Below are 17,010 nucleotides of genomic sequence, written 5' to 3'. Positions count from 1 at the left end.
CTTAATCGTATAAACGTTGACATTAGTTTTGTTCTATGCATTGGGATAGCTTTAAAACAAGATTTTTGAGTTCATCAACACTGAGTTCAACTTCAAAATGATTTCTTTGGTCTTTATCTTTGAAAACGATAGAGCTAATTTCATTTGTATTGCTTGATTTTATAGACAATCTTTTATGTGCAATTGCATTTCTGATATGTCGTAAAAAATTTTTGAAATTTTTTTCTTCAAGTCTTCCACCTTCTCGATGGCAATAATTCCATACCATATCTGCGTCTGACTTTATATCTGAAAGCTGTATAGAATCAAACGATATACCTTCTTCTTTCACAAAAACGATAAGCCCTAATAAAGAGTTTATGAGTTGAGTCACTTCATATTTAAACTCATTATTGCATGTTGCATTTTGAGTGTTGTATAAGTTTAAATTGTAAATAGTTCTCTCAAAAAATTCTTTGGCAAAATTATTTTCATCTGCAAATTGCATTATTTTACCCTCCCCATCAAAACATCACTTTTATGCATTCACTTTTAGCTAAATCTTGTCTAAAAACCTTTACATGTAAAGATTTTTCACTTACCAAAAAATAAATAGCCATTTTATCCTACGAACGATGCGTAAAAAGGGTATGATTGTTTTATGAAAAAATATATATTGACGTATCATTGTTTACTTCAAGCTTCGGTTGAAGATGTTTTTGGTTTTCACACGGACACGCACAATCTTTCACTGATTACGCCGCGCTCAACTCAGGTTAGCATTGTTTCGATGGATACGCCGTTGCGTGAAGGAAGTAGGGTTGTTTTGGATATTAAACGCTTCGGCTTTACGACGAGGTGGGATATGCAAATCGCTGTGTTTTCAGCTCCAAATACCATCGTCGATGCGATGAACAAAGGGCCTTTTGCTTTTTTTAGGCATGAGCGGCAATTTATCAAGGTCGAGGATAAATTAACACGCATGGAGGAGACTATTGTTTTTTCGCCACCCCTTTCTTGGTTGAGAGGTATTCTTTTTTGGTTTTTGAAAAAAGATATGGATGCGATGTTTGCTTATCGGCATAGGGCGACACAAGCCTATTTTGTGAGTAAGGGTCAAGGGTGAAAAAATCATTCTTTTGGGTTTGGCATTTATGTTTGGATTGAGCGCTGAGTTGAAAACCGTGACACATATTGGCTTAGAGTTAAACTTTTAATTTTGCTCTATGCAATACAAGAGTACCCATTAAATTTTATCTCAATTTAGCCCAAGTATCTTTACATGTAAGGATTTTGCTCCTCCACACATCCGCCTCTAGTTTCCCTAATCTTTACATGTCAAACGTAAAAATATCAGAATTTACGTTATTTTTACGTCATTCATCTATTCAAATTCCCACAAAAAGCCTCTTAATTTAAAATAAAACAAAAAAATATGAATTAAAGTCGTCATTAAAATTTACATAAAATTTACATAGCTTTTCTAAGATTGCACTATGAAATCTTATGAAAAGGATGAAAGATGACTCAAATGCTTAGTCGAAGAAGTTTTCTCAAGCTTTCTTCAACTGCTGCGGCGGTAGCAGGGCTTTCTAGCATTCCCGGCACGCTCGGAGCGATGGAAGAGGCCAAAAAGCAATACAAGGGAAACACAAAGTTTACCCCGAGCATTTGCGAGATGTGTACGAGTTCGTGTACCATCGAAGCACGTGTCGAGGACGGTAAAGGAATGTTTATTCGCGGCAATCCCGCCGATAAGAGCCGAGGCGGTAAAGTCTGTGCAAGAGGTAGTTCGGGATTTAACCAGCTCTACGATCCGCAACGTTTGGTCAAGCCGATTATGCGTGTGGGTGAGCGAGGCGAAGGAAAGTGGAAAGAGGTCAGTTGGGACGAAGCATACACTTTCATTGCCAAAAAACTAGAGGACATCAAACAAAAATACGGCGCGCACACGGTGGCATTTACCGCACGTAGCGGTTGGAACAAAACATGGTTTCATAATTTAGCACAAGCCTACGGTTCACACAACCTTTTCGGACACGAAGCAACCTGTCCTTTGGCGTACGATTTGGCGATGGACGACGTGTTTGAGGGCGGCATAAGCCGTGACTTCGGTAAAGCAAAATACATTATCAACCTCAGCCACAACGTCTTTGAGGGTATCGTTATCTCTTATGCACGCCAATATATGGACGCACTCGCACACGGCGCGAAAGTCATTTCACTCGATCCGAGATTTTCGACGATGGCGGCGAAAGCCACCGAATGGCATCCGATCAAACCGGGACACGATCTTCCTTTCGTCTTAGCATTTATCAACGTTTTGATCAATGAAAATCTTTACAATAAAAAATTTGTCGAGAAGTATTGCGAAGGGTTTGAAGAGCTTAAAGCCAGCGTCGCCGAATACACGCCGGAAAAAATGGCGGTTGAGTGCGATATTCCCGCCGATACGATTAAACGAATGGCGCGTGAATTTGCCAAAGCGGCTCCCAAAGCCATTTTCGACTTTTGCCATCGCGTTACCCTCACGCCGCAAGAGTTGGAACTTCGCCGCGCGATTATGATGTGTAACGCATTGGTCGGTGCGATAGAACAAGAAGGCGGTTATTATCTCAATAAAAGTGCCGCGTTTTACAACAAATACTTAGGCGAAAACGATCCTAAAGCACCTGTGTTGAAAAAACCTAAAACGCCGGCGTATCCGAAAGTCGAAGTACCTCGAATCGACCGTATCGGCGAGAAAGACAGCGAATTTTTCCTTTGTAAAAAAGGAAACGGTATCGTGACCCTTGTTCCGCATGCCGCACTCAACGAATTGCCGGGTGTGGGATACAAGTTGCACGGTTGGTTTATCGCCCGTAACAATCCCGTCATGACACAAAGCAATACCGAAAACGTCATCAAAGCGCTCAAAGCGATGGACTTGGTGGTCGTGTTTGATATTCAAGTTTCCGATACCGCATGGTTTGCCGACATCGTCCTTCCCGATACGACGTATTTGGAGCGAGACGAAGAGTTTACCGCCAGCGGCAGTAAAAACCCAAGCTACGGCGTAGGTCGCCAAAAAGTGGTCGAACCGATCGGAGAATGTCGTCCGGGGTGGAGAGTCGCTAAAGAGTTAGCGGAAAAAATGGGCTTAGGTGCTTATTTCCCGTACAAAGACATCGAAGATTACCGCTTGCAACAAGTCGGCGACAATCTTGATCTTTTAGCCAAACTCAAAGCGACCGGAAGTGCGAGTTTCGGCGTACCGCTTTTGCTTCAAGATAAGAAAAGCGTTGCGGAGTTCGTGAAAAAATTCCCGAGTGCTGCCTCTAAAGTCAATGAAGAAGGAACGATAGACCTTCCGCACAAAATCAAACTTTTCAGTCCGGAACTCGAGACCGTTTCCAAAAAAGGCGCTCTTCATTACGAGCCTTACAAATACAAAGAGGCCGACGAACTCTATTTTATCAACGGTAAATCTGCCGTTCGCACCAACGGTCACAACGGCAACAACGCATGGCTCAACAATCTTTTAGACGATGCGGCGGTATGGATTCACCCTAAAACGGCAGAGCGTTTAGGCATTAAAAACGGCGATAAGATCGAAGTGTATAACAAATATGCCACGCAAAAAGGCAAAGCGCTCGTGACCAAAGGCGTGCGCGAAGATACCGTGTTTGCGTACTTCGGATTCGGACATATCAGTAAAGATTTAAAACGAGCTTACGGCAAAGGCGTGAACAGTAACTCGCTTTATTCGCCGTTAGTATCGCCCAATAGCGGTATGAACCTTCACGTCGTCGGCGTTAAAGTCAAAAAAGCGTAAGGTAAGGAGAAAACAATGGCAAAAAAATATGCAATGGTCCACGACAACAATTTATGCATCGGCTGTCAAGCCTGTAACGTTGCGTGTAGGTCCGAAAATAAAATTCCCGATTCCGTTTACCGTTTACAAGTATGGGTCAAACAAGAAGAGTATCCTAACGGAAGTTTAGGCTACGAATACCACAGACAATCGTGCGTGCATTGCGAAAATACGCCGTGCGTAAGCGTTTGTCCGACCAAAGCTTCCCATGTCAACGAAGACGGTATCGTTTTAGTCGATAACGACTTGTGCGTCGGTTGTCTTTACTGCGTCGCGGCATGTCCTTACCAAGCACGTTACGTCCATCCGGTGACCAAAGCACCCGATAAGTGTACGTTCTGCCACGAATCGCGCTTAAGCCGAGGCGAAGAACCCGCATGCGTCACGGTATGTCCGACCGAAGCCTTGGTATTCGGCGATCTTTTAGATCCAAAAAGCAAAATCAACAAAGTGCTCTCCGAACGCGTTACGTACCGCCAAAAAGAGAGACTCGGAACCAAACCGAAAATGTATATCGTACCCAACCATAAAGGAGGGATCAACTCATGAATCAAATCTGGGGCTCTATGGAGCAATACAATACGGTCGTATGGCATTGGCCGATCGCGGTTTATCTCTTCTTGGCGGGACTTTCCGCCGGTGCGATTATCTCCGCCATCGTCGTGAAATGGATGAAAGGTAACGATGTTTCCCCATGGGACGGAATTATTAAAGCGGGAGCGATCTTAGCACCCGTTACGATCGGTGCGGGTTTGTGCCTTTTGATTTTCGATCTTACCCGACCGTTGATGTTTTGGAAATTGTTGATTCATTATAACTTCGGCTCGGTCATGACGATCGGTGTTTTAGCCTTGTTTGCGTATATGCCGGTTTCCATTTTGTTCTTGCTCGGCGTTTTCAAAAAAGAGTTAGCCGTGGATGGACCGTTTAAATTCTTAGCACCGATTGCAGATTTGGCACTCAATTACGGCAAAGCGCTTGAAGCGATTACGCTTGTATTGGCGGTGGGCGTAGGTGCGTACACCGGTTTCTTGCTCTCGGCGATGAACAGTTATCCGCTTTTAAATACGCCCGTGCTTCCGGCACTCTTTTTGGCTTCGGGCGTATCGGCGGGTATTTCGGCAAACCTTGTCGTCGGACTTTTGTTCTTTACCCACTCGACGAAAGACGCCAACGTGAGCTATTTGCACGGACTGGACGTCAAAGTGATCTTTGCAGAACTCTTTTTCATCTTCATTCTTTTCGTGGGAATGATGTACCAAGGAGGCGCAACGGCACATGCGGGAGCGGCGGCACTCAGTACAGGCGGTCTTTCGACCCTTCTTTGGGTGGGCGTCATCGGTTTAGGCTTGCTTTTGCCTATCGGATTGAACTTTGCTTTGCCTCACGGAGTCAAACACTCCCACGCCTTTGTGATCTTTAACGCCCTTATCGTTCTTGTGGGCGTTTTAGCACTGCGTTACTACATGCTTTATGCCGGACAAACCTTCGTCGGATAAATAACATGTCAACCCTTAGAGTTAGGCTCTAAGGGTTTTTTTCGTACCTTTATTCAATCCTAGCGTAAGATTTTCCTTTTGTTGTGATACAATACGTCTTTCGTATTATTTTCAAAGGAATCGTCATGAAGTTGTACTCTCTTATTTATGATGATTTTAAGACCTTACAAAACTTCGTCGAGACGCGCTTCCAACCCGATCAGCATCTTTTCATACAACTTTTTAGCGGAAGCGACGATTGCGCCGTTCTTCAAAATATTTTAGATTACCTTCATACCCGTTTACCGCAAAGCGTGGTCATCGGAGCGACGAGTGCCGGAGAAATCCACCGAGCTCAAACGTCCCAAGAAACGATTGTCCTTTCGTTTTGCCTTTTGGAAACTTCACGCGCCGGCGTTTACTACCTCGACGTTGCCGATCGAAAAAGTGCGTATGAAATCGCATCGCGCGCGATAACGCCTTTGACGAAAGTCTGCATCGCTTTTACCGAACCTTTGAAAAGTAAGGAGAACGAGGCGTTTATTCAAGCCTTGGGCGAAGCCGCCGCACACGTCGTCGTCGCCGGAGGAAACGCCGCCGATAATTTCACTTTTACGCAAACGTATCTGTTTCATGCCGACCGCATTGAAGATCACGGCGTCGTTTTGGCGGTTTTGGAAGGCGACATGTTACATGTACGTCAAGATTACTCGTTCGGATGGACGCAAATCGGCAAAACGATGACGGTTACGCGCTGTAAGGGAAACGATTTGTACGAACTCGATCATCAACCGATCGAAGCGGTCTATCGACACTATTTGGGCAACGATATGATTCGAGGATTGCCCGCGAGTGCCATCGCGTTTCCGTTGGTCATGCAAAGCGAGAACGTGGAGGTGTGCCGCTCAATCGTGGGTGTTAACGAAGACCGCTCGTATCGTTTTGCCGGAGAGTTTCGCGAGGGTGATCGCGTACGCTTTGCGATCGGCAATATCGAAGAGATTATGGAAAAAGTCGAAACACTGCAACAAACCCTTTGTGAAAACACGATTGAAGCGATGTTTATTTACTCCTGTGCCGTTCGAAAATATTTTTTAAAAGATCAACTGCATTACGAGTTGGCATTATTAGAGCAAATCGCTCCTACGGTCGGGTTTTTTACCTACGGCGAATTTTTTCGCGGTTGCATTGCCAACCATCTGCTAAACGTTACGACGACGATTTTAGCTCTCAGCGAATCTTCCCAAAACCGTGTTCCTCTTAAAAAAACGATGCTTCGCCCCGCCACGGATTCGGTTTTAAAATTTTTAACGCATTTGGTCAATACGACGCAATGCGAATTGGACGAAAGCGTCAATTTTCTGCGCCAATATAAAATCGTTTTAGACCACAGTGCTATTTTTTCAAAAATGGATACGCAAGGCTACATTACCTACGTCAATGATGCGTTTTGCGCGGCTACGGGATATACGCGAGACGAAATTATCGGTACGAAACACAGCCGTTTTCGCCATCCCGAACACGATGAGTCTTCGTATAGCACGCTATGGGAAACGATTCAATCGCAACGGATTTGGCAAGGCGTTTTAAAATGCCTCAACCGCCAAGGCGAAACGTTTTACATCAAAAGTACCTTGGTTCCCGTCGTCAACGAACACGGGCAAACGATGGAGTATATTACGAGTAGCACGGATATTACGGAACAAATCGTTAAAGATCGCATCATTCAAGAACAGCTCATCGACGAATTGACGGGACTTGGCAACCGTCAGGCTCTTTTTAACGAAATACGCAGCGATACGAACGAAAAGATGTTGATGCTCATCAACCTGATCGGCTTTTCGGAGATCAACGATTATCTAGGATACGACGTGGGCGACGCATTGCTCAAAGAGATCGGAGTGTTGCTCGATCAACGCTTTGCGGAAAAACACCGCGCCGTTTTTCGCATCAACGGAGATGAATTTGCCTTGCTGATTAAAGAAAACGATCACGTATGGCAGCATAAAAACAGCGATAAACTCTACCGAATGATTCATTATCTAGAAAAGCATATTTTTCTCATTCAAGGCTATGAAATCGTCGTGCGCCTGAATGTCGGCATCGCTTCGGGATGCGACGATCATATCTACATGCAATCGCATATCGCGCTCAAAGAGGCTAAAAAACGCGATGAGGTGATTGTGACGTACAACCTCAACGAAACGCTCAAAGACAAAACAAAACATAATATTCAAATCATTCATAAAATTCAACACGCCGTCGAAAACGATCGCATCGTACCGTTTTATCAAGGCATTTACGACAACGTGCAAAAAAAAATTACCAAGTACGAAGTGCTGATGCGCTTGGAAGAAGAGGACGGGAGTTACTTAAGTCCGTACCATTTCTTGGAACAAGCCAAAAAAACGAGGCTTTACGAAAAGCTGACGAAAATCATGATTCAAAAATCCTTTGCCTACCTTCACGACAAAGGTGTCGCTTTTTCGCTGAACCTCAATGTCCGCGATATTCTCTCCGTATCGGTTAAAGAGTGTTTGTACGATGCGATTCGCACATACGGTTGCGGCGATCGGGTCATTTTGGAAATCGTCGAGAGCGAAGGTATCGACAATTTTGAAGAGATGAGCTTTTTTATTCAAGAGGCAAAAGCACTAGGATGCCGTATCGCTATCGATGATTTCGGTACGGGGTACTCCAATTTTTCCTATTTGGCACGACTCAAAATCGATTATATCAAGATTGACGGCTCGTTAATCCAAGAGATTGATACCGATTCGACCAAAGAGATGACGGTCGAGACGATTGTCTCGTTCGCACATAAAATGGGTTATAAAATCGTCGCCGAATTTGTGGATAAAGAAACGGTGCAAGCCAAGCTGGAACGCTTAAACGTCGACTTTTCTCAAGGCTATCTTTTTAGCAAACCGCATCGGGTTATAGAGCTTTAAAGCGAAAATACCTTACAATAAGACAGAATTCTTACATCATTTGCGTAAGAGAAAAATCTTTAAGCGAGCCATACGTGATAGAGTCTTATGCCCGACGACGATTCCTTCAATTCTCAACCGCCGCCCTTAGCATGCAAGGAAGTCTCCGCGCTTGGGAGCCAAGCATACTCAAAGGGGAAGACAAATGGGTGCGAAGCGTGTGTGAAATGTGCAGCAGCCGTTGCGCTATCGAAGTACGCGTGGTGGATCAAAAACCTGTATGGCTTCAAGGCAACGCGTTTGATGCACGTATACACTCGAGTATTTGTGCCAGAGGGCTTTCGGGCGTTTCGCAGTTATACGATCAAGACCGCCTGAGGACGCCGTTAATGCGCGTCGGGCGACGCGGGGAAAACCGTTGGAGGGAAGCATCTTGGGACGAAGCCTTGTCGTTTGTCGCTTCGTCGATGCAGCGTTTGAAACAAAACTACGGTGCACAGAGTATGCTGTTTTCGTCCAAAACGGGCGAATCGTTCGATCTTTTATCCTCTTTTGCCGCCAACTACGGCTCTCCCAATACGTTTTCACATTGGAGTTCTTGTCCGATCGCGATTGAGAGTGCCTTGGAGCAAACGTTCGGCGAACGGGCGTATCGGGATTTCGAGCATGCCGATTATATCGTCAATTTCGGGCATAACCTCTTTGAAGGGCTAGACATTCCCTTAAGCAAAGCCATGGCGCGTTTTGCGGCAAACCCTTCCAAAAAATTGATCGTGCTAGACCCGCGGTTTTCGATCATGGCAGGCAAGGCGGACGAGTGGTATCCGATTAAGGCAGGACAAGACCTTGCGTTTGTCTTAAGCCTTTTACATGTATGGCTCAGAGACGCTAAATACGACCACGCGTTTGTCCGGCGTTATTGCATTGGATTGGACGCTTTAAAAGCCTCTTTGAAAGAGACGACTCCGCAATGGCAAGAGCGTTACACCGGAATCGACGCGAAAACGATCGAGCGTTTGGCGGACGAAATTTACCGCGCCGCACCGCGTTGCATACTTGATTGGGGGCACAAAGCGACGACGTCTCCGGCGGAGTTTCAGCGTACCCGCGCGATTTTAATCGCCAATGTTTTGATGGGAAACGTGGAGAAAAAAGGCGGTATCTACTTTGCAAAAACGCCCGAAATGCTCAACGCATTGATTCAAGAGCCGCTTTTTCCTTTACTGCAATCGCCCTATCCGACTCCGGAAGTCGGCATTGCGCGTATCGACGGTGCGGGTGAAGAGAGAAGCGCGTATCGGTTCGTTCCGAAAAAGCACGGCGTACTCAATGCGATTGCGGACGCGATTTTAACGCAACAACCCTACGCGATTAAAGGATGGTTTTTAACGCGCCACAATCCGTTGGTAACCGTTGCCGATCCGCAAAAAATGAGAACGGCGATGGCATCGTTGGATTTGATCGTCGTGAACGACATTTACATGAGCGATACGGCGATGATGGCGGACGTGGTTTTACCCGAATCGACCTATTTAGAGCGGGACGAAAGTATTCACCTGCATCACGGGCTTGTTCCTTCCTATACGATGCGCAATCGTGCCCTAACGCCCCTGCACCGCACTCGAAGCTTGCACGAGATCGTTCGAAGCTTAGCCGATGCATTGGGTTTTTCGCATGCGTATCCGTGGAAAACGATGCAAGAGCTTCGCGCGTACCAAGCCAAAGGCAATAGCGCATTGTTGGAAAGTCTTGTGAAACGAGGCTACGTTCAAGCGACGATACCGCATCTTTTTTTACGAGAAGAGGCGAGTGCCCGTGCTTTTTGCGAACGTTATGCACACGTTGAGCCTAGACATGTCTTAGAGATGTTCGAACGCCGACGCAAAACGCCCTCAGGCAAAATCGAGCTCTTTTGCGCGCATATCGAAAAAGCGTTTGAGGGATACGGCGTACCTTGCGCGGTCGATATGGACGTGCAACAAAACTATCCGTATACGCTGATCTCGGGCAAAAGCGCGATTCATACCAACGGACATACGCAAAACGTCCCTTACCTTCACGCCCTGATGTCCGACAATCCTCTTTGGATGCATCCGAGTACGGCAAAAGCTCACGGTTTGCGTCAAAACGATACATGTTACATCGAAAACGAGATCGGCAAAGAGAAGGTGAAAGTGTTTCTTACCGAAGGCATTCGCCCCGATACGCTCTTTTTGTATATGGGATTTGGACGGCAAACACCTTTACTGCCTAAGATTGATCGTAAAGGATCGAGTGCTTCCAAACTGCTTCCGTTAAAAACCGCGCCTGTTTGCGGTGCGATGATTACCAATACCGGCGTTCGTATCGTGAGGGCATAGCGATGGCAAAAGCGTATCGACTGATTTTCGACGAAAATCTTTGCATCGGATGTCAAGCCTGTAATGTGGCGTGCCGTTTGGAGAACGACGTGCCTGAGGGTGTTTATCGTTTGCAAGTCCATGTCACGACGCAAGGCGTTTTTCCGCACCTTGGAATGCACTTTGAAAGACGCTCGTGCGTGATGTGCGACGAGCCTCCATGCGTGAGCGTATGCCCTACGGGAGCGTCGTTTCAGAGCAAAGACGGTTTGGTGCATATTCACGAGTCGCAATGCATTACATGTAAGTATTGTATTTTGGCGTGTCCTTACCATGCACGCTTTATCAATCCTCTCAAAAACGTGGTCGAAAAATGTACGTTTTGTTTTGATAGCCGGCTTTCAAAAGCGCTAGATCCTGCATGCGTCAGCGTTTGTACGACCGAAGCATTACGTTTTGGAGATGTGAGTCAAGAGAATTCGACGGTTGCGATGCTTTCACGCAAAGAGACTCTATTATTTCCCAAAGCGCATTTGGGAACGAAACCGAAAGTCTGCTTTATCCCCGCACGCAAAGGAGTTAAAGTATGAGCCCGATGTGGGGAAGTACGGCGCAGTACGAAGTGATTCATTGGTCGTGGGCGATTGCCGTTTATCTCTTTTTAGCCGGTATTAGCGCGGGCTCGATTATCGTTGCGTTGCTGGTCAAATGGAATCGACACGAACGTAGCAACTCATCGATTTGGGATGCGATGATTAAGTCTGGAACTTTGGTCGCTCCCGTATCGATTTTAGCGGGACTTTTTTTATTGGTCGCGGATTTAGGGCGTCCGTTGTCGTTTTATTGGCTTTTGATTCGTTTTAATCCTCTCTCGGTTATGAGCTTGGGCGTTCTTTTCTTGCTGATTTACACGCCGATCGTGTTGGTTTTTACGCTTTTGGTGTTTGAACGGACGATCGTGAAATACACATGGCTTTCGCCTTTGGGAAGTTTTGTCGAATGGGTCAAGAGTTTGCACTCGTATGCAAAAACGATCGAATATTTTTTAATGGCGGCGGCATTGTGCGTAGGTTCTTATACGGGCTTTTTGCTCTCGGCATTGTATGCGATTCCGCTGTGGAACAGTCCTGTCTTACCGATCGTTTTTTTAACTTCGAGTATCTCTTCGGGGATTGCGGTGAATATTTTGATCGGATTGGTGTTTTTTAAAAGTACGATCAACACGGAGAGCATCAAGTACCTTTTGGTGCTGGATTTGCGGGTTATTATGACCGAATTGCCGCTTTTGGGTATCTTTTTCATCGGTCTTTTTTACGGCGGCGGCGAAGTTTCGTCGGTGGCGAAAGTGGCACTGAGCCACGGCGGATTGGCGTTGGTCTTTTGGCTCGGAGTCATCGGCATCGGGTTGTTATTGCCGCTTGCGACGGTTATTTTGGCGTTACGAAGCCACGTCTATCGGGTGGGGTATATTTTAACCAATGCAACGGCGGTGCTTTTAGGCGTTTTATTGCTACGTTATTACATCATTTACGCCGGACAAATCTATCTTGGATAAGGACGATCATGAAACTTTTATTGCTCGAAGACGACTACAATTACAACGAAAGCATTAAAGAGTATTTGGAGTTTTTGGGCTATGAAGTCGATGCCTTTTTCGACGGAGAGAGTGCTTTGGACGCGATTATGCAAAAAACCTATTATCTGTTTTTGTTGGACGTGAAAGTTCCTAAGCTCAACGGTCACGAACTGATCAAATACATCAAAGAAGCCAAGATTACCACGCCGATTATCATCATTACCTCTTTGGTAGATATCGACAATATCGCAATCGGCTATGAGCTTGGCTGTAACGATTATCTCAAAAAACCTTTTGAGCTCAAAGAGTTGGAGCTTCGTGTTAAAGAGCTGATTAAAAAGCACTACCAAACCGGAAACGAAGGGGTGTTTAAGCTGGCATGCGGTCTTTGTTTCAATTTCGAAACGGGCGAAATCAAGAAAGACGATCAAACGATTATCTTAAGTTCCAAAGAACAAGAGTTGGTGCGTTTTTTAATTCGACGTAAAAATACGTTCTGCGATATCGAGACCCTGCGCGAAAACGTTTGGGAAGGCAAAGAGATCAGTTATGCCGACATTCGAATGTACATTCGCAAGATCAGACTCAAAGTAGGCGTCGAAGCATTCATCAAATCCTCGCGCGGTTTGGGGTATAAAATCGATGTTGACGCTTAATCCGTTTCGTTCGGTTTGGCTTTATACGTTAATCGTCATGGCACTTTTTTGCGTTCCGAGTTTTTTTGCGATTCAAAGTACGGTGACGGAAGAAAAATACAAAGCTTCGCAAGAGCTTTTCGAATGGGTCGCAACGCACGAAAAAAGCATTTTTGCCAAAGAAGAGTTTGATATTCCGCGTAGCGTACGGTTTCACCTCAATATTTACGATGAAACGCATACGCTTTTGTACCGAGGTATCGAAGCGACCTTAGAGGACGTGCAATTTAAGATACGCGTGGTGTATCCGTTTTTGTACTACCAAAAAGCGGTACAAACCGACGATAGAGGGCTTTTTTTCGTAGTGGTTCAAACCAAGCTCAATTATGCCAAGATTATTTTTGTGACGACGATGCTTTTTTTTATCGTTTTGTTTTTGATTTACCTTCTAAGCAACGTCTTCGTGCATTCGAGCATCTATCCGTATCAGCGGATGCAACGCTATATGAACGACTTTTTTAACGATTCGATGCATGAACTCAAAACGCCTTTGGGCGTCATTAACATTAACGTCGAGTTGCTCTCCAATTACGTAACCTCTTCCAAACACCTTCAGCGCATTAAAGCGGCAACGAAACAGATGCAAATGACGTACGAAGACGTGGAATATTATATTAAACACAAAAAAGTGGTGTATGCGAAAGAGCCGATCAACCTTTCGGAATACCTCGGGTTACGCATCGCATTTTTCGAAGATATTGCACGCTCGAAATCCATCGTTTTAAAGTACGAGATCGAAGAGGCGATGATGATTTTTATCAGTAAGGTCGAACTGCAACGCATTCTTGATAATACGCTTTCCAATGCGATTAAGTATTCGTTTTTTCAAGGCATCGTCGAAATATACCTTCACCGTAAAGACGAAAGCAGTTGTATTTTGAGCTTTATCGATCACGGGCAAGGCATTAAAGACCTCTATAAAGTTTTTGAGCGTTTTGAAAGAGAAGACGGCGTGCAAGGCGGCTTTGGCTTAGGACTCAATATCGTTCAAAATATATGCAATAAAAACGACGTCGATATCGATATCGAATCGTACGAGAATCAAGGATCGCGCTTTACCTACGTTTTTAAGCTCGATCACCAAAAATGGCTCGATAAAGTTGAAAACGAACAAAAGGGTTTGACATGATGAAAGAAAAACGCTTTTTCCTCAGCGCATTGGTAATGCTCTTTTTTGGGCTCTGCTTGCTTTTTTTATACAACAAATCGATTTCGTTCGAAGAGGACGAAACCCTTAAAAAACAGATGGACGCGCTGCTTTTGACGTTACACAACAAGATCGAAGAGACGACGCACGTCTCGTTGGCGAGCTCGGTTATTTTAGCCAAAAGCCCTCACGTGATCGGTTGCCTTCAAAACCAAGATCGAACGCAGTGTTTGGATTATTTGCTCGACATTAAAAATACGATGGCTCTCTCGGGCGTGTTTGAAAACGCACGCTTACACTTGCACACCAAAGAGTTCAAAAGTTTTATGCGCTTATGGGACTATCGCAATGAAAGTAACGACGATTTAAGTGCTTTTCGCCATGCGCTTGAAAAAGTTAAAGCGACCAAACGTTCTATTAAAGGGATTGAGATCGGACGCAACGGTATGTTTATGCGTGCGATCGCTCCGGTTTTTAACCAAGAAGAGTATGTCGGAACGATCGAAACGGTTGTGGATTTTAAAGATATGAGCCGTTATTTCAAAAAAGACGGCGTGGAGCTGTACGTTTTGATGAAAAACGAATACGCCGATATCGCCAATGCTTCGGAGTATGCTCCAAATCTTAGGCTCGATAATTACACGATCGTCAATCAATCAACCAACGGGCTTCATTTTATCAAAAGTGCCAATTTTCAAGGCACGGGCTATATGAAAATGGGAGACAGTTACGTGCTTTACACGCCAATAGTCGATATTAACGGCGAATATGTCGGCTTTTTCGTCTTAACGTGGAGCGAAAGCCTCTCCTTGGCGTCGTTTAAAGGATAAGATTCTTTCGCGCATTGTTGCGGATACGATCCATACCCATGTAAAACTCTTTCATTAAGACCAAAAAGAGGTAGTCGCCAAATTCCGTCGTTTTGATCGTATGCTCGTCTTCGACGACGGTTTTTGCCAAACGAAGCAACATCAGCTCTTTGCCCAACGCCTCTTCGATCTCGACGCCGAACATACTGTGAAATTTTCTCTTGGAAAGTTTGCCGTTGAAAAGATCGACCATAAGGCGGTAGTACATTTGCGAGTTTTGAGGAAAGGTTTTTTCTTTAATCACGGCACTGTTGCGGTTTTGAATATGTGCGGAGTATTGGTCGAGCGCAAACTCGTTTAAGTAAAGTGTATCTTTTAAAAAGCTAAACGAACCCGAGCCCACGCCGACGTACTCTTCGTGATCGATGATGTATTCGTCGATGATCGCGTCTTGCTCTTTGGAAAACGACCAACCGTGACGTGAAGGATAGGCGGTTTTGAGCTGCTTTTTAATCGTTTTAAAGAAAGCCATTTCATGCGCCATACTAAATTCTCCGAGGCTTTTACGCACGCTGTTTTTGACCAACGATGAGGTCATTAACGGATAAACGCTCGTTTGTTCCGGAGAGAGTTTTTTAAGAAGTTCCAAATCTCGAACGAGTCCGGCTTCGCTTTGTTCGGGAAAATTAAAGATCAAATCGACGCTCGTAATCGGTAAAATGCCGAGCATCGATTCGATTTTGCGGTACACCTCTTCGCCGGAGCCGAATTTTTCAAAACGACCGAGTTTTTTAAGAAGCGTGTCGTCGAAGGTTTGTACGCCGATAGAGAGGCGATCGATGAGCCCGTCTAAGCGTAAAACGGTTTTCGGCTTGATATGGTTAGGATCGCTTTCGCACGAGACGTGTTGAATATTGAACTGCGTTTTAATCAGCTCGATCGTTTTGATCAGTTCATCTTCGTCGATAAGCGGCGTACCTCCGCCGATCACCAAATAATCAAAATCGTACCCTAACGATTTGACATGTAAGATCTCTTGGCGCAAGTGTTGAAAGTAAACGCTTGCCGCTTCTTTCGTATAGGTAAATTTGTTGAAAGAACAGTAAGGACAAAACATCGAACAAAACGGTACGTGAACGTAGAGTAAGTAAGGTTTGTTTTCCGGAGGCAACGGCAATCCTTTGGAAGGATTGTCGACGTTTAAATAGTGCTTAGTGTATTGGTGCATAAAATAGCTGGTTGCACTCGTAATAATTTTTGAGGGATGGCGTAACATCAAATTTCCTTTCTAAAGCCCTTCTTTTGCCGCTATTATAAGTAACAAAAGTAATTTTTATGTAAATTTTTAATTCGTACGCAAGATTATAACGCTCAAGCGTGAGAAAAAGAGGGGAATTTCACGCTCAATTCACGTTTTTGTAGCATAATAGCGCGAAAGAATCCTAGAAAGGGAAATAAATGAAACGCTATTTATGGATAGTTTTGTCGGTCTTAACGGCGTTAACACTGCCGTCGCAAACGCTTTGTGCGGCGGATTTTGATTGGGTTGTCACTTTAAATTTGCGTTCGCATTCCGATCCGTACGCCTATCGTTACGGTTTGATGGATCGCTTCGGCTACAACGAAGCCGAAGTCGTCTCTATTTTGGATAGCGTCTACGAGCCGGCGGATGCGTATATGATTTTTCGTTTGGCGGAACTCTCTAACAAAGACCCGCGTTACGTGTTGCGTCTGTACCGTGAAAGACGTTTTTCGCATTGGGACGATATGGCACTTTATTTAGACATTCCCGTTTATGCGCCGCCGTTTATGGAGTTGCGCCGTCATCATGACATCGTTTATCGCTACGTACCGCCCGTGCATTACGAGGAAAATCGTTATTACGTCGTTAGACCTCGTCCGATTGTCGTCCAACCGCCGCATCGCGAATATGCGCCACGACCTTTACCGCCCCGTGAACATCAACGCGAAGAGATGCCAAGAAGGACTGAATCAAATGGGGTGCATCAAGGTCATGTGGAAACGCCTTCAGGACCTTCGTATCATGATCGCGAAGAACATCGTGCGCCTATGCATCAGCCCGAGCAACGAAGATCCGAATCACCGCACGGTCACGATCCGAGGCAAGATCGTCCCTAAAGTTGCGAGCCTCTTGTGCAAGTAAAGACGAATCGGCTATAATTACATGTAAAAAGACCAAAGGA

General features: G+C 45.1%; 14 protein-coding genes. 12 read left to right on the top strand and 2 right to left on the bottom strand.

The window, feature by feature from the left end:
* Positions 1 to 22: 22 nt before the first annotated feature.
* Positions 23 to 487: a HEPN family nuclease gene (locus NL930_RS11920; protein ID WP_254376814.1), complete on the bottom strand. Its 465-nt coding sequence runs from the start codon at positions 485 to 487 to the stop codon at positions 23 to 25.
* Between the two features lie 153 nt (positions 488 to 640).
* Between NL930_RS11920 and NL930_RS11915 the strand changes: the two genes are divergently transcribed.
* The 11 genes from NL930_RS11915 (at position 641) to NL930_RS11865 (ending at position 14,827) form a co-directional block, all read left to right on the top strand.
* On the top strand, positions 641 to 1,105 hold the full coding sequence (locus tag NL930_RS11915) for an SRPBCC family protein (protein WP_254376813.1): 465 nt from the start codon (positions 641 to 643) through the stop codon (positions 1,103 to 1,105).
* Positions 1,106 to 1,501: 396 nt separating this feature from the next.
* Positions 1,502 to 3,793 carry a thiosulfate reductase PhsA gene (gene phsA / locus NL930_RS11910; RefSeq protein WP_254376812.1) on the top strand — a complete coding sequence of 764 codons (2,292 nt, stop codon included), beginning with the start codon at positions 1,502 to 1,504 and terminating at the stop codon, positions 3,791 to 3,793.
* A 15-nt stretch (positions 3,794 to 3,808) separates the two neighbouring features.
* The gene (locus NL930_RS11905) at positions 3,809 to 4,381 is read left to right on the top strand and encodes a 4Fe-4S dicluster domain-containing protein (protein ID WP_039672021.1); all 573 of its coding nucleotides are present in this window, start codon (positions 3,809 to 3,811) and stop codon (positions 4,379 to 4,381) included.
* Positions 4,378 to 5,331 (top strand): NrfD/PsrC family molybdoenzyme membrane anchor subunit, encoded by a 954-nt coding sequence (nrfD, locus tag NL930_RS11900; RefSeq protein WP_039672022.1) that lies wholly within the window; start codon positions 4,378 to 4,380, stop codon positions 5,329 to 5,331. Before NL930_RS11905 ends, nrfD (NL930_RS11900) begins: the two co-directional genes overlap by 4 nt.
* A gap of 125 nt (positions 5,332 to 5,456) precedes the next feature.
* Positions 5,457 to 8,261: an EAL domain-containing protein gene (locus tag NL930_RS11895; RefSeq protein WP_254376811.1), complete on the top strand. Its 2,805-nt coding sequence runs from the start codon at positions 5,457 to 5,459 to the stop codon at positions 8,259 to 8,261.
* Positions 8,262 to 8,335: 74 nt separating this feature from the next.
* Entirely contained in the window at positions 8,336 to 10,600 is a 2,265-nt protein-coding gene (gene phsA, locus NL930_RS11890; protein ID WP_257561100.1) for a thiosulfate reductase PhsA, read from the top strand.
* Positions 10,601 to 10,602: 2 nt separating this feature from the next.
* Positions 10,603 to 11,169 (top strand): 4Fe-4S dicluster domain-containing protein, encoded by a 567-nt coding sequence (locus NL930_RS11885; RefSeq protein WP_039672025.1) that lies wholly within the window; start codon positions 10,603 to 10,605, stop codon positions 11,167 to 11,169.
* On the top strand, positions 11,166 to 12,134 hold the full coding sequence (nrfD, locus tag NL930_RS11880) for an NrfD/PsrC family molybdoenzyme membrane anchor subunit (RefSeq protein WP_254376809.1): 969 nt from the start codon (positions 11,166 to 11,168) through the stop codon (positions 12,132 to 12,134). Before NL930_RS11885 ends, nrfD (NL930_RS11880) begins: the two co-directional genes overlap by 4 nt.
* 8 nt (positions 12,135 to 12,142) lie before the next feature.
* Positions 12,143 to 12,811, top strand: coding sequence for a response regulator transcription factor (locus NL930_RS11875; RefSeq protein ID WP_041963547.1), 669 nt, complete (start codon positions 12,143 to 12,145; stop codon positions 12,809 to 12,811).
* Positions 12,798 to 13,979, top strand: a complete 1,182-nt coding sequence (locus NL930_RS11870) for a HAMP domain-containing sensor histidine kinase (protein ID WP_254376808.1) — start codon at positions 12,798 to 12,800, stop codon at positions 13,977 to 13,979. The genes NL930_RS11875 and NL930_RS11870 overlap by 14 nt, the downstream gene beginning before the upstream one ends.
* Positions 13,976 to 14,827 carry a cache domain-containing protein gene (locus tag NL930_RS11865; RefSeq protein WP_254376807.1) on the top strand — a complete coding sequence of 284 codons (852 nt, stop codon included), beginning with the start codon at positions 13,976 to 13,978 and terminating at the stop codon, positions 14,825 to 14,827. The genes NL930_RS11870 and NL930_RS11865 overlap by 4 nt, the downstream gene beginning before the upstream one ends.
* Here NL930_RS11865 and NL930_RS11860 read toward each other — a convergent pair.
* Positions 14,817 to 16,082: a coproporphyrinogen III oxidase family protein gene (locus NL930_RS11860; protein ID WP_254376806.1), complete on the bottom strand. Its 1,266-nt coding sequence runs from the start codon at positions 16,080 to 16,082 to the stop codon at positions 14,817 to 14,819. The two genes, NL930_RS11865 and NL930_RS11860, sit on opposite strands and share 11 nt — an antisense overlap.
* Positions 16,083 to 16,264: 182 nt before the next feature.
* Here NL930_RS11860 and NL930_RS11855 point away from each other — a divergent pair, with 182 nt between their 5' ends.
* Positions 16,265 to 16,945 (top strand): hypothetical protein, encoded by a 681-nt coding sequence (locus tag NL930_RS11855; RefSeq protein ID WP_254376805.1) that lies wholly within the window; start codon positions 16,265 to 16,267, stop codon positions 16,943 to 16,945.
* Positions 16,946 to 17,010 lie beyond the last annotated feature (65 nt).

It is taken from the genome of Sulfurospirillum sp. hDNRA2 (assembly GCF_024206095.2).
Taxonomy (GTDB): Bacteria; Campylobacterota; Campylobacteria; order Campylobacterales; family Sulfurospirillaceae; genus Sulfurospirillum.
This window is presented reverse-complemented; position numbering and strand designations above follow the sequence as displayed.